A 13,413-nucleotide genomic window follows, 5' to 3' on the forward strand; every position below is an offset into this window, starting at 1 on the left:
ATATACCACAAAAGATTAAGTAGTTTAAATAAAAAATCAAACAATCAAATAGGAGTATGCCATGAGCTTAAAACAAACCATGACCGATGCCGTTAAAACTGCAATGAAAGCCCGTGAAATGGATACGGTCAAGGTGCTGCGCAATGTGCAAGCAGCCATCAAAAAAATCGAAATCGATTCTCAAGTAGAGCTTGATGATAAAGCCGTACTTGAACAGCTACAAAAACAAATCAAACAACGCCAAGAATCACTAACCATCTATCAAGCCAATGGTCGTGAAGATCTTGCCGAAAAAGAGCAGTTTGAGATCAATGTCATTGAGCAGTTTCTACCAGCACAATTAGGTGAAGATGAGCTTAACACCATCATCGCTGCTACCATCGCAGAAACTGGCGCAGCTGGCATGAAAGACATGGGCAAAGTGATGAATGCCGTCAAAGAAAAAACCGTCGGTCAAGCTGATCCTGCAGTGATCTCAGGCTTGGTGAAAAAGGCGCTGTCGGCGTAAATAATTTGGGTAAGTTGTGGCTTGTCAGATAGTCAAGCCACAACTTTAAGCATGGTTATTTACACATAATTTTGAAAATTTTATTATAAAAATCAAGCAGCTTTGGTACATTGGTGCGTATAACGCACCCTATGGCGACTGTATCTCTAATACATTATTTGTACAATGAGCCGAATTATAGGGGTATTGTATACACCCTTTATCAGACCTGAAATCAAGCAGTTTATCAAACATCATCGCCGCTTAAGGTCGAAAATCCCTTGCGCTGATCACCGCATCTTTATCCTTGGCAAGCATCGCGCGCATGAGCTTAGTGCGATCACTACCTGCCGCCAACTCATCAGCCTGCGCCAATGACTGCAGCGCCCCTTGATATTGCCCGCGCCACAGCTCCACTTGGCTACGCGCACGCAGTGCATTGATGGTAGCGATAGTGGCAGCATGATCACTAGCGGCAGCGCGCGCCATCAGCTCATAAGCTTGCGCAGACAGCTGCCACGCGGATAAGTCATGTGAGCCATCGAAAGTTAATGGTGAGAGAAGTGCATTTGCCGCTTGCCCATCACCTGCATGGATATGATACTTTGCCAAAATCAAGCGCAAATCACGGCGTTCTGGATAAATCGCTTGGCACGGCTTAATCATCTCAATGGCTTGATCATACTGCTTTTGGGCAAATGCCAAATGCGATTTGGTGATACATACCAGTGCGTCAGCAGGGTCAAATCGCCCTACTTCCAGCACCTGCGCTGCTTCACGGTGACGCTGTGCATCAGCCAGCCATGATGCCAGTGCTAAGCGCGCACCTTCACTTTGTGGCGCATTGGCGACAAGCTCTGCATAAGTCGCCTGCTTGGTCAAATATTTGATGCGCCACGACCAGCGATCGAACAGCTTGGCTTGTTCATGCTTGGCAGTCATCACAGGCTTGGCATAGCTTGCCGCGCGTGCAGACGCTTCACTCATGCGCTCAGCGGTGAATGGATGCGACTGCATGAAGCTTGGCATAAAGGCATTTTTGGCTTGATTGATATTCAGCTGTCGCTGCAAACGGCTGAAAAATCTCGGCATGGCATGAGCATCATAGCCCGACTGCACCAAAATCTGCATACCCACGCGATCTGCTTCTTTCTCATTCTCACGGCTGTGCGTCGCTGCCGACTCTGCTGTCGCCGTCTGGCCGCCTGCCATTGCAAGTAGCGCCGCATCACCACCTGCCGCCGATGCTGCGATCGCTGCGATCAAACCACCAAGCTGTAGCGCCATCAGCTTTTTGTTATTCTCCATCCGCGATTCATAATGCCGCTGACTGATGTGTGCAATCTCGTGCGCCAGCACACTTGCCACTTCATCAAGCCCTTGCGCCGCCAAAATCGTCCCCGTATTCATCCCGATCAGACCACCTGGTACAGCAAAGGCATTCATGCTGTTATCGACGATCAGCGGTGTGGCATACAGCTGCTGCGTGCGCACTTTAGCATTCAGCTCTGCCGATAGCTGCACCAATACTTGATTTGCCCACGGATCTTCGACAAGTGGCAAATCATCATAAATCTGCCGCAGCGACCACGCAGCGATCTGCTCATTGCGATAAGTGTCATAAAAATTTGCACCTGCGGTCATGCTCGGCAAGCTAAATGCCGTCGGTGCTGTCGCTGCCACACTCGCCGTCGTCATCAGTGACAAGCCCAGAGCGATCGTCAGCGATCGCGCGGTTAAGCGGCTAGAAGTTTTCGTGTGAGTAGTTGGAAGTTTGGTGATTTTCATATACTTGGGCGGCTTTGCTTAAGTTCGGTTTAGGGTGTTTTGGGTAAGGTTTAAATATTGTCAATTTACCATCAAACCTATCATCAATCAATCAATCATGAACATATCCCGAAATTGTACTAGAAAATTGGTGCGCCGATGTGTCTTTGGCACATCTTTTTGTTATTGGCATTGACAAGGTTGTAACATTTTGCCAAGATAAGCGCCAAGATTGTGTAAGAACATTGTGTCAAATTTCACCGAATTTGCCACCAAAAAAGGACTGAGTTATGAAACCATCATCGCTATCACTGCGCCTGTTGGGTGTGTTGGGTCTGTGTATGCTGAGCGCCTGCGGCACAAGCCAAACCGACGCGCCTGCCGCCGTGCACAGCAAGCCCACCGACCCAAAAGCACTCATCATCAACAACGGCGCTGAGCCTGAATCGCTTGATCCGCACAAGGTATCAGGCGTGCCTGAGTCGAATATTTTGCGTCAGTTGCTCGTTGGACTGGTCAGTACCGATGATCAGGGCAACACCATCGGCGGCATGGCGACGAGTTGGACAACGACGGATAACAAGGTGTGGACTTTTATCCTGCGCGATGATGCCAACTGGTCCAATGGCGATACAGTGACGGCACACGATTTCGTCTATAGTTTTCGCCGCTTGACCGACCCTGCGACCGCATCACCTTATGCCAGCTACCTTGTCGATGCCAAAGTCATCAATGCCCAAGCCATCATGAACGGCACGGCAAGCCCTGAGAGCCTTGGCATCACCGCCATCGATGATCGAACGCTACAGATCAGCTTATCTGAACCCGTGCCGTATTTCGTCGATATGCTGATCCACACCGCCACCCTGCCCGTGCACCAAAAAACCATCGAGACATTCGGCGATAAATGGACGACGCCTGAGCATTTCGTGGGTAATGGCGCGTATCGTCTGAGTGCTTGGCAGGTCAATGAACGCATCGTGCTTGAGCGTAATCCGATTTATTTTGATACCCAAAATGTCGCCATCGATAAGGTGACTTTTTTGGCAATTCCCCAAGCATCCACCGATGTACAGCGTTATCGCGCAGGCGAGATTGACATCAGCAATGAAGGCTTACCACCTGAGCAATATGCCAAGCTCAAACAAGATCTGGGCGCTGAAGTCGTCGAACCGCCCAAGCTATGCACTTATTATTATGAGTTCAATCATACCAAGCCACCGTTTGATAATGCCGATGTGCGAAAGGCACTGGCCTTGACATTAGATCGTGAGATCATCACTGACAGCATTCTAAAACAAGGGCAAACGCCTGCGTATCAATTCTCACCGACGACCATCGGCGGCATCACGCCGTTTGAGCCTACATGGAAAGCGATGAGCAAGGATGAACGCATCGCCGAAGCCAAGCGACTGCTTGCTCAGGCAGGCTATAGTAAGGAGCATCCGCTGAAGTTTGAGCTGCTTTATAATACCAATGAACAGCACAAAACTCTGGCGGTGGCAGCAGCGGCACTGTGGAAAGAAAATCTGGGATTTGTAGAAGCTAATCTTAATAATCAAGAATGGAAAACCTACCTAGAAACTCGCCGTAAGCAGAATTATCAAATGGCGCGTGGCGGTTGGTGCGCTGATTATAATGAAGCATCGTCATTTTTGAACACCTTTAAATCTGATAACAGCAACAACTATGGTAAATACAGCAGTGCTGCCTTTGATAACATCATGAACAGCACACTTGGCAATGCCATAGACACTAAGGCGCGCGCTGAATTGTACCGTCAAGCCGAAGCACAACTGGATCACGATACAGCGACGATTTTTGTGTATCATTATACCGCGCCGCGCTTGGTGAAATCTTATGTACAAGGCTTTCCCATCCACGATCCCTTGGGGAATTGGCAAGTCAAAAACCTAAGCATTCGCGCAGATTGATTGTATAAATTTATTAAATAATTATCAAAAAAGTATCACCCATGGCCATAATCAAACCGATGCTATTGATGACAAGCTTAGCCCTAGCGCTGGGCGCGTGTTCATCGGACAATACGCCCAAAAATAGCACAGCTCAAACCAATCCAACAGGCATCACCATCAATAATGCCAGTGAGCCTGAGACACTCGATCCATAGCTTGCCAAAGGTGTGCAAGAAGGCAACATCATCCGCCAGTTCGCCGAAGGTCTAGTCAGCACCGACAATGACAGCAAGCTCATTCCTGCCATCGCAGCCGAATGGTCATCACCTGATAATAAGGTCTGGACTTTTAAGCTGCACGATGCCAACTGGTCCAATGGCGATGCGGTGACTGCCGATGATTTCGTCTATAGCTTTCGCCGACTGGTCGATCCTGCCACAGGGTCGGATTATGCAAGCTGCCTAGATGATGGCAAGGTGCTGAACGCCCAAGCGATCATCAATGGTAATGCAAGCCCTGACACACTTGGTATCAAAGCCATCGATGCCAAGACGCTAGAGATCACTTTATCTGAACCCGTGCCGTATTTTGTTGATATGATGACGCACTGGTCGGTGCTGCCCGTGCATCGCGCCAGTGTCGAAAAATTCGGCGAAAAATGGACAGATCCTGCCAATATCGTCGTCAATGGCGCGTACAAGCCAAGTCAATGGGTGGTGAACGAAAAAATCGTACTGACCAAAAACCCAAGCTACTATGATGCCAATGCGGTATAAATTGAGAGCCTGACGCTGCTGCCAATCCCCCAAGCCACCACCGATGTGCTGCGCTATCAAGCAGGCGAGATCGACATCACTGCAAGCGAGCTGCCATCTGAGCAGTTTGATAAGCTCAAAGCCGACTATGGCAATGAGCTAAAAACCGCGCCTGCGCTGTGCACTTATTATTTTGACTTAAATAACCAAAAGCCACCGTTCGATGATCTGCGTGTGCGGACAGCACTGGCTTTGACACTAGATCGTGAGCAAATCGTAGATAAGGTGATGGGTCAAGGGCAAATCGCCGCTTATCAATTCACCCCAACTGCCATCAAAGGCAGTGTCAATTTCACCCCAGAATGGCAAGCGTGGAGCATGGATCAGCGTATCGCCAAAGCCAAAGAGCTGCTTAATGAAGCAGGCTATAATGAACAAAATCCACTGAAGTTCGACCTACTCTACGACACCAATGAAAGCCACAAGAAAATCGCCCTAGCCGCCACAAGCCTATGGAAACAAGCGACTGGCTTTATTGATGTAAACTTAACAAACCAAGAATGGAAAAGCTATCTTGACAGCCGCAGTAATGGTAATTATCAAATGGCACGCGCGCGTTGGTGCGGTGATTATAATGAAGCATCGACTTTCCTAAACTTATTAAAATCAAACAACACCAACAACTGGGCGCGCTATCATTCGGCTGAATATGACGCGCTGATGAACCAGACCTTGCGCACAGGTCTCAGTGACGCTGATCACAATAAGCTGTACGAACAAGTCGAAACGATCTTGGATAAGGACCATGCACACATCGATATGTTTTATTATGCCAATGTGCGCTTGGTCAAATCACGCGTCGGTAATTATTCCAACAGCGATCCGCTAGATCTGTGGCGCGCCAAATATTGGATGATCAATCCATAATCATCAGCCGCACCACCCAAAGCCTGCCTGTATCGGCGGGCTTTTTTATGCAAAAAGCACGGCGAAATTTTGCCAATCATGCATGGAACTTTTGCTATAATAACGCTCATTATTCTTAAGTCCAAGCCTTAGATAAGCCTTAGGATTGCTTGGTTGATCCACCAAAACCAGCGTGGCAAACAAAGGATTTTTATGTTCAAACTCATCATTCGACGCACGCTAGAAGCCATTCCAACGCTGCTATTTTTGATTACCATTTCTTTTTTTATGATGCGCTTAGCACCAGGTAGTCCTTTTACTGGTGAGCGTAACTTACCACCCGCAGTACTTGCCAATATTGAGGCTAAGTATAATTTAAATGATCCATTGTGGCTGCAATATTTAAATTATCTAAAGCAATTATTGCACGGTGATTTTGGCCCATCATTCACTTATAAGGACTACACCATCAATGAACTGCTACAGCAATCCTTACCTGTCTCAATAGAGCTTGGTGTTTATGCATTCATCATCGCGGTCATCGTTGGTGTTACCATGGGTATCATCGCGGCATTAAAGCAAAATAGCGTACTTGACTACAGCTTAATGACCGTGGCAATGGCAGGCGTGGCAATTCCAAGCTTTGTCAAAGCGCCTTTGATGGTCTTGATTTTTGCAGTCATCCTAAAATGGTTCCCTGCTGGTGGCTGGAATGATGGTGCGTTTATGAACCTTGTTCTGCCTGTGACGGCACTGTCATTGAGTTATATCGCCAGTATCGCGCGTATCACTCGTGGCTCGATGATTGAGACGATGAACTCACAGTTTATCCGTACGGCTCGTGCCAAAGGTCTGCCACTTCGACACATCGTCATCAAGCACGCCCTACGCCCTGCATCACTACCTATCATCTCATATCTTGGCCCTGCATTTGTCGGTATCATCACAGGCTCTATCATCATCGAAACCATCTTTGGCTTACCAGGGATTGGTCAGCTATTTGTCAATGGTGCATTGAACCGTGACTATAGCCTTGTGCTATCTTTGACCATTTTGGTGGGTGTTTTGACCATCGTATTTAATGCCATCGTGGATATTTTATACGCTGTCATCGACCCAAAAATCAAATACTAAGTGATTGCGATATTTTTATAAGGATTGTTTATGTCTAACATTGCAACGACCACACCAACCACGACCCAAGCCAAAGAAATCAAAGGTCGTAGCCTGTGGCAAGATGCTTGGCGCCGCTTTTCACACAACAAAGCCGCCTTGGTCAGTGGCTTGGTATTATTACTCATTGCGTTATTTGTGACATTTGTACCGATGTTTGCACCATTTGGCTATGCTGATACCGACTGGGCAAATATGGCATCAGCACCATCGATGGAAACCAAGCACTATTTTGGTACAGATAACTTAGGCCGTGACCTACTCGTGCGTACCGCTGTCGGTGGTCGTATCTCATTGATGGTCGGTATCGCTGGTGCTTTTGTCGCGGTATTATTCGGTACCATCTACGGGGCGATTTCAGGTTATTTGGGTGGCAAAGTTGATATGCTGATGATGCGTTTTGTTGAAGTATTAAACGCATTCCCATTCATGTTCTTCGTGATTTTGCTAGTGACTTTATTCGGTCGTAACATCATCTTTATCTTTGTCGCCATTGGCTTGGTGTCATGGCTAGATATCGCGCGTATTGTGCGTGGTCAAACCCTGAGCCTAAAAAACAAAGAATTCATCGAAGCGGCACACGTCGGCGGTGTCTCTGGATGGAAAATCGTGACTCGCCATATCGTACCGAATGTCTTGGGCGTCGTTGTGGTCTATGCATCACTACTTGTCCCAAATATGATTATGTTCGAATCATTCCTAAGCTTTCTAGGTCTGGGTGTCCAAGAGCCAATGACCAGCTGGGGTGCACTACTTCAAGAAGGTGCTCAAACCATGCAGGTATCGCCATGGCAGCTGCTCATACCGTCGATTTTCTTGACCATCACCCTGTTTTGTTTCAACTTCTTAGGCGATGGCCTGCGTGATGCACTTGATCCAAAAGATCGCTAAATTCATTATTTAAAAAAAAGGATATACCATGGCTCTATTAGAAGTCAAGGGCTTAAAAGTCAAATTCGCCACCGAAGATGGTTTGGTGACGGCGGTTAATGGACTTAATTTCAAACTCAATCAAGGTGAAACGCTCGGCATCGTCGGCGAATCAGGCTCAGGCAAATCCCAAACCGCCTTTTCGATTCTAGGCTTGCTTGCCAAAAATGGTCGCACCGAAGGCTCAATCAAATTCCGTGATAAAGAGCTGGTCGGACTACCAGAGCATGAACTCAACAAAATTCGTGCCAACGAAATCGCCATCATCTTCCAAGACCCAATGACCAGTCTAAACCCATTTATGAAAGTGGGCGATCAGCTGTCTGAAGTCTTGGTATTGCATAAAGGCATGAGCAAGGCTGAGGCTTGGGAAGAGTCTATCCGTATGCTTGATGCAGTCAAGATCCCCGAAGCTCGCAAGCGTATCGGTATGTATCCGCACGAGTTTTCAGGTGGTATGCGTCAGCGCGTGATGATCGCCATGGCACTGCTATGTCGCCCCAAGCTACTGATTGCAGATGAACCAACCACCGCACTGGATGTCACCGTGCAAGCACAGATCATGGCACTGCTGAACGATCTTAAGCGTGACTTTGACACCACCATCATCATGATTACCCATGACCTAGGTGTCGTCGCAGGGACTTGTGATCGCATCCTTGTGATGTATGCTGGTCGTACGATGGCATATGGCAAGACCGAAGAGATTTTTTATAATCCAACTCATCCATATACCATCGGTCTGCTTGGTGCCGTGCCACGCTTAGATAATGATAGCGAGCGACTCACCACCATTCCAGGCAATCCGCCAAACCTACTGAACCTACCAGTCGGCTGTCCATTTGTTGAGCGTTGCCAATACGCCATGGATATCTGCCACAGCACACCGCCTGAGCTACAATTTTTGCCAAATGAGCGTCAGCGTGCCTGCCACTGGAAGCACCCAAATCTACCTGTAGGAGAATAATGCATGAGTACCCCACTATTACAAGTTCGCGATGTACAAACGCATTTTGATATCCATCAAAAAGGTGCGTTCTTTTGGCAAAAACCAGCAACTCTCAAAGCCGTCAATGGCGTGTCATTTGATCTAAAAGCCGGTGAAACCTTGGGTGTCGTTGGTGAGTCAGGCTGTGGCAAATCGACATTGGCTCGGACCATCATCGGCTTGGTCAAAGCCAAATCAGGCAGCATCCTATTTGATGGTGAAGAGCTTGTAGGCTTATCTGAAAAAGACTGGAAGAAAAAACGCCAAGAAATTCAGATGATTTTCCAAGATCCATTGGCATCCCTAAACCCACGCATGACCGTCGGCGACATCATTGCAGAGCCGCTACGCACTTACCACCCCGAGCTTGGCAAAGAAGAAATCGGCAAGCGCGTGCGTGAGATCATGAAAAAAGTGGGTCTATTGCCCAATGTCATCAACCGCTATCCGCATGAGTTCTCAGGCGGTCAGTGTCAGCGTATCGGCATCGCTCGAGCTTTGATCCTACGCCCAAAGCTAATCATCTGTGATGAACCAGTGTCAGCACTGGATGTCTCGATTCAAGCACAGGTGATCAACCTACTTCAAGAAGTCCAAGAAGAGATGGGTTTGGCACTGATTTTCATCGCTCATGACCTATCTGTCGTCAAGCATATCTCAGATCGTGTACTGGTGATGTATCTGGGCAACGCTGTCGAAGTCGGAACGGATGCAGCGGTCTATGACAAGCCAACGCATCCATACACCCAAGCGCTGATGTCAGCTGTACCTTTGCCCGATCCAGATCTTGAACGGAACAAATCAGTACAGCTACTTGAAGGCGATCTACCAAGCCCGATCAATCCACCATCAGGCTGTGTGTTTCGCACTCGCTGCCCAAAAGCCACCGACGCTTGTGCTCAAACCAAGCCAAGCCTAGCTGGCAATGAGTCTCATCAGGTGGCGTGCTTGCATTCACAGGTGTGATTATCCAAATCATCCAAATCCGCTCAGAAATGGGCGGATTTTTTTACTTGTAAAAACTGTCATCAACCCCATATCTTGAGCAATTTTGTTGGTAATTTGGTAATTTTATTCATGTCGCACACCCTATTTGACAGCGTCGATACCGCCGAACAGTCGCTACTTGAGCAAGCACTCACACAAGCTGTTGCCACGCATGGTCTGGATATGGCGATGGTGAGTCATTTTTTTGATGCACGCCATCTGCCCTGTCCGATGCCACTACTCAAAGCCAAGCTGACACTACGCTTGGTTGCTGATGGTCATGCACTGTATCTGATCGCCACGGACAAAAATTCTCAGCATGATTTGGTGGCGTTTTGCCAAAAAAATGGCCATACCGTCCATGCATGGCAAAGCGGGCAAGACTCATCAATCATTTATCATTTTATTATCATAAAAAATTAATAAACTATATTGAACACCTAAAAATTACTACAAGCTTTGCTGATTGTAAAATTTATAAAACAGTCGCATCTAGCACTAGCCACAACCGCCAATTTGCCGTACAATACAAAGCAATAAATAACGATATTTTGTGAAAAAACATGGCACCAAAAAACCGACACGATGACTATCACGATGATTATGATAGTCATGACTATGAGCATTATGACGACGGCTACGATGATGATTATGCCGATTATGAAGATGTGCTTGATGATGATCTCATCAGTGAACTGGATGATTTTGATGAGACATTGATTGATGATATTGATGAGCTGGATGTATCAGACGCCCCAGTCATCAAAAATCGCCCTCAAATCATCGACCACGGCGACACCGACAAGCACAACATCCCAACCAAAGAACTTGTGCCTGCAATGCCGACTCACCTTGCCGCGCCTGGTGTCAATCTCGGTGCTTATATCAATACTGTGCATCAGATTCCGATTCTTACCCCCGAACAAGAACAAGAGCTTGCTAAGCGTTACTACAATGATGGTGATGTCGAAGCGGCACGCCTACTGGTGATGAGCCATCTACGCTTTGTGATTCATATCGCACGCAGTTACTCAGGTTATGGGTTATCTCAAGCCGACTTGATTCAAGAAGGCAACCTTGGTCTGATGAAAGCCGTCAAGCGATTTGACCCTAATAAAGGCGTGCGACTGGTCAGCTTTGCGGTGCATTGGATCAAAGCAGAGATTCATGAATTTGTCATCAAAAACTGGCGTATCGTCAAAGTCGCCACGACCAAAGCGCATCGCAAGCTGTTTTTTAATTTAAGAAGTCTTAAAAAGTCCAGCAATCAGCTGACACTCGAAGAAGCTGAAGCCATCGCCAATGATCTGAATGTCACTGTCAAACAAGTGCTTGAGATGGAATCACGGCTAACCAGCTACGATGCCTCTTTTGAAGCACAAGATTCGGATGATGAAGATGGTCGCTATGCACCGCAGCTATTCTTGGAAGATGCTGCCGACCCTGCTGATATGGTCGAAGAAGCCGACTGGGAAGAAAATACCACCAACGCCCTAAAAGATGCGATGGATAGTCTAGATGATCGCTCACGAGACATCATCACCCAAAGATGGCTTGCCGACCAAAAATCCACCCTGCATGAGCTTGCGGCTGTGTACAATATCTCCGCCGAACGCGTTCGCCAAATCGAGAAAAACGCCATGGATAAAATCAAAGAAGCCATTACCTTAGATCGTATGATTATTGATAATGACTAAAAAGTTGGTTTTTCTCCTTATAAGCCTAAGGCAATTTTTTAAAATTTTATCAATCCAAATTGGATTTAAACCACCATCTATTTGGGACTGAAATCTTTGATGAACTGGCTAAAAATAGCAGCGATTAACCTTGCCATCGGCGTCGGTCTTGGGGCGTTTGGTGCACATGGTCTTAAGAAGATCGCCACGCCCTATGCCATCGAGATTTGGCAAACAGCGACATTATATTTATTTGTCCATGCCTTAGGACTACTTGCCATTGGCGTGTTGCACACTGTCTGTAATCATCGCGCGACCAAATCCGCCATCTGCCTACAGCTTGGCATCATCATCTTTAGCGGCAGTCTGTACGCGATGGCACTTGGCGCACCCAAATGGCTTGGAGCGATCACACCAATTGGCGGTATGCTATTTATCATCGGCTGGCTGATTTTGGCATTTAGCACGGCTAAGCCTTACAAAAATACGATTTGATAATCAGTTTAATCATTAAAAATTTTTAAAAAATAAATGGGATAACTGCGATGAAAAACATCACTTTAAATGGACAAGCACAAAACAGCAGCGCCGACACTGTACTTGCTTTATTAGAAGAGTATAGCCTAACCCAAGGACGCTTTGCCGTTGAGATCGACGGTCAGCTCGTCCCAAAATCTCGCCTAGGCGCAACCGCCCTAGTAGATGGCATGAGCATCGAAGTGGTGCAAGCGGTCGGCGGCGGCTGATAAAAAATACCCAATGACAATCGCAAGCCTGTTAGTAAAAAGCAATCATCATCGGGTATCGGCTTTACTATCGCACAGTTTATATGACTTTGCAAGCGGTTTTGATTGCCCAACGCAAGTTTTTTGTTGCTTTCGCCACAGTTTCACCGCCCAAATTTTCGCCACTACCTATTTTAAATTCTTATCGCAAATTAACACGCCATGAACACCCTAAAAATCGCCAGCATTCAGCTAAACAGCCAAACCAACATCGATGCCAACCTTGCCATCATCGCATCTGCCGTGCGTGACGCCGCAGCACATGGTGCGCGCTTGATCGTCCTGCCTGAAAATGCCTGCGTGATGGGTCGCCAAAAAGATTTGTCAGCGCGATTTGATGAAATTTGTGAGTTTTATCAAGCACTTGCCAAAGAATGCAGCGTGCATATCTTGGCAGGCACTTTGCCTTGTCCGACGCGTCCTAATGGTCAAATGGTTGCACATGATAAGGTACGACAGGTCAGCCTACTCATCGATGATGCAGGCACCATCAAGGCACGCTATGACAAGATTCATCTGTTTCGCGCAACCGTCGATGATGCCACAGGTAGCTATGATGAAGGTAAAACCTTTGAAGCAGGCGATCGGCTTGTGGTCGCGGACTGTATGATCGATGGCGTGGCGGTCGGCATCGGTATGATGATTTGCTTTGATGTGCGCTTTCCTGCACTCGCCCAACGACTGCGACAAATGGGCGCGGACATCATCACCGTGCCTGCGGCGTTCACCTTTTTGACAGGGCAGGCACACTGGCAAATGCTGCTACAAGCGCGCGCCCTTGACAGCCAATGCATGGTGATCGGCTCAGCACAAGGCGGCACGCACCACATCGGCACGAGCACGCGCGAGACTTGGGGACATTCACTGATCATCAATGCACACGGACAAGTTATCGCCGATACGGGCAGCACCGATGTCGATGAGCACGGTTATCTTGTGGTGTATGCAGACTTTGACCCCGCCAAGCAAGCCAAAATCCGCCAAACGATGCCGATTTTTGATTGCCATCGATTGGGCGCGTGATTTTCATGGAGAATGCGTGA

Annotated in this window: 13 protein-coding genes and 1 pseudogene; 13 read left to right on the forward strand and 1 reads right to left on the reverse strand. The window is 47.5% G+C overall.

All coding sequences use genetic code 11. From position 1 onward, the window contains the following. Window positions 1–61 precede the first annotated feature (61 nt). Entirely contained in the window at window positions 62–508 is a 447-nt protein-coding gene (locus NGM44_RS02570; RefSeq protein WP_253224113.1) for a GatB/YqeY domain-containing protein, read from the forward strand. A gap of 243 nt (window positions 509–751) precedes the next feature. Here NGM44_RS02570 and NGM44_RS02575 read toward each other — a convergent pair whose 3' ends face one another. Then, complete coding sequence (locus NGM44_RS02575) at window positions 752–2,275, reverse strand: M48 family metalloprotease (RefSeq protein WP_253224114.1); 1,524 nt, start codon at window positions 2,273–2,275, stop codon at window positions 752–754. A gap of 269 nt (window positions 2,276–2,544) precedes the next feature. On the opposite strand from NGM44_RS02575, the gene NGM44_RS02580 reads away from it, so the two are divergent. The 12 genes and pseudogenes from NGM44_RS02580 to NGM44_RS02635 all read left to right on the forward strand — a co-directional run bounded on the left by NGM44_RS02580 (window position 2,545) and on the right by NGM44_RS02635 (window position 13,393). Further along, window positions 2,545–4,188, forward strand: coding sequence for an ABC transporter substrate-binding protein (locus NGM44_RS02580; protein ID WP_253224115.1), 1,644 nt, complete (start codon window positions 2,545–2,547; stop codon window positions 4,186–4,188). A 41-nt stretch (window positions 4,189–4,229) separates the two neighbouring features. Beyond that, window positions 4,230–4,385 (forward strand): hypothetical protein, encoded by a 156-nt coding sequence (locus NGM44_RS02585; RefSeq protein ID WP_253224116.1) that lies wholly within the window; start codon window positions 4,230–4,232, stop codon window positions 4,383–4,385. Window positions 4,386–4,397: 12 nt separating this feature from the next. Then, window positions 4,398–5,852 (forward strand): annotated as a pseudogene (locus tag NGM44_RS02590) (ABC transporter substrate-binding protein). A gap of 192 nt (window positions 5,853–6,044) precedes the next feature. Beyond that, entirely contained in the window at window positions 6,045–6,965 is a 921-nt protein-coding gene (gene oppB, locus NGM44_RS02595) for an oligopeptide ABC transporter permease OppB (protein ID WP_253224117.1), read from the forward strand. 30 nt (window positions 6,966–6,995) lie between these two features. Next, window positions 6,996–7,895: an oligopeptide ABC transporter permease OppC gene (gene oppC, locus NGM44_RS02600; RefSeq protein WP_253224118.1), complete on the forward strand. Its 900-nt coding sequence runs from the start codon at window positions 6,996–6,998 to the stop codon at window positions 7,893–7,895. A gap of 28 nt (window positions 7,896–7,923) precedes the next feature. Then, window positions 7,924–8,901 (forward strand): oligopeptide ABC transporter ATP-binding protein OppD, encoded by a 978-nt coding sequence (gene oppD, locus NGM44_RS02605; RefSeq protein ID WP_253224119.1) that lies wholly within the window; start codon window positions 7,924–7,926, stop codon window positions 8,899–8,901. A gap of 3 nt (window positions 8,902–8,904) precedes the next feature. Further along, the gene (gene oppF, locus NGM44_RS02610) at window positions 8,905–9,888 is read left to right on the forward strand and encodes a murein tripeptide/oligopeptide ABC transporter ATP binding protein OppF (protein ID WP_253224120.1); all 984 of its coding nucleotides are present in this window, start codon (window positions 8,905–8,907) and stop codon (window positions 9,886–9,888) included. 111 nt (window positions 9,889–9,999) lie between these two features. Further along, window positions 10,000–10,332, forward strand: a complete 333-nt coding sequence (locus tag NGM44_RS02615) for a sulfurtransferase TusA family protein (RefSeq protein WP_253224121.1) — start codon at window positions 10,000–10,002, stop codon at window positions 10,330–10,332. 416 nt (window positions 10,333–10,748) lie between these two features. After that, window positions 10,749–11,606: an RNA polymerase sigma factor RpoH gene (gene rpoH / locus NGM44_RS02620; RefSeq protein ID WP_253224607.1), complete on the forward strand. Its 858-nt coding sequence runs from the start codon at window positions 10,749–10,751 to the stop codon at window positions 11,604–11,606. A gap of 99 nt (window positions 11,607–11,705) precedes the next feature. Then, window positions 11,706–12,080, forward strand: coding sequence for a DUF423 domain-containing protein (locus tag NGM44_RS02625; protein WP_253224122.1), 375 nt, complete (start codon window positions 11,706–11,708; stop codon window positions 12,078–12,080). 50 nt (window positions 12,081–12,130) lie between these two features. Beyond that, entirely contained in the window at window positions 12,131–12,331 is a 201-nt protein-coding gene (gene thiS / locus NGM44_RS02630) for a sulfur carrier protein ThiS (protein ID WP_253224123.1), read from the forward strand. Window positions 12,332–12,532: 201 nt separating this feature from the next. After that, the gene (locus NGM44_RS02635) at window positions 12,533–13,393 is read left to right on the forward strand and encodes a carbon-nitrogen hydrolase family protein (RefSeq protein WP_253224124.1); all 861 of its coding nucleotides are present in this window, start codon (window positions 12,533–12,535) and stop codon (window positions 13,391–13,393) included. Window positions 13,394–13,413: the final 20 nt, after the last annotated feature.

Source organism: Moraxella sp. FZFQ2102 (assembly GCF_024137865.1).
Lineage (GTDB): Bacteria > Pseudomonadota > Gammaproteobacteria > Pseudomonadales > Moraxellaceae > Moraxella.

Excerpts from the sequence above, each read along its gene's own strand:
- NGM44_RS02570 (WP_253224113.1), top strand. The coding sequence starts at position 62 with ATGAGCTTAAAACAAACCATGACCGATGCCGTTAAAACTGCAATGAAA.
- NGM44_RS02575 (WP_253224114.1), bottom strand. The coding sequence starts at position 2,275 with ATGAAAATCACCAAACTTCCAACTACTCACACGAAAACTTCTAGCCGC.
- NGM44_RS02580 (WP_253224115.1), top strand. The coding sequence starts at position 2,545 with ATGAAACCATCATCGCTATCACTGCGCCTGTTGGGTGTGTTGGGTCTG.
- NGM44_RS02585 (WP_253224116.1), top strand. The coding sequence starts at position 4,230 with ATGGCCATAATCAAACCGATGCTATTGATGACAAGCTTAGCCCTAGCG.
- oppB (WP_253224117.1), top strand. The coding sequence starts at position 6,045 with ATGTTCAAACTCATCATTCGACGCACGCTAGAAGCCATTCCAACGCTG.
- oppC (WP_253224118.1), top strand. The coding sequence starts at position 6,996 with ATGTCTAACATTGCAACGACCACACCAACCACGACCCAAGCCAAAGAA.
- oppD (WP_253224119.1), top strand. The coding sequence starts at position 7,924 with ATGGCTCTATTAGAAGTCAAGGGCTTAAAAGTCAAATTCGCCACCGAA.
- oppF (WP_253224120.1), top strand. The coding sequence starts at position 8,905 with ATGAGTACCCCACTATTACAAGTTCGCGATGTACAAACGCATTTTGAT.
- NGM44_RS02615 (WP_253224121.1), top strand. The coding sequence starts at position 10,000 with ATGTCGCACACCCTATTTGACAGCGTCGATACCGCCGAACAGTCGCTA.
- rpoH (WP_253224607.1), top strand. The coding sequence starts at position 10,749 with ATGCCGACTCACCTTGCCGCGCCTGGTGTCAATCTCGGTGCTTATATC.
- NGM44_RS02625 (WP_253224122.1), top strand. The coding sequence starts at position 11,706 with ATGAACTGGCTAAAAATAGCAGCGATTAACCTTGCCATCGGCGTCGGT.
- thiS (WP_253224123.1), top strand. The coding sequence starts at position 12,131 with ATGAAAAACATCACTTTAAATGGACAAGCACAAAACAGCAGCGCCGAC.
- NGM44_RS02635 (WP_253224124.1), top strand. The coding sequence starts at position 12,533 with ATGAACACCCTAAAAATCGCCAGCATTCAGCTAAACAGCCAAACCAAC.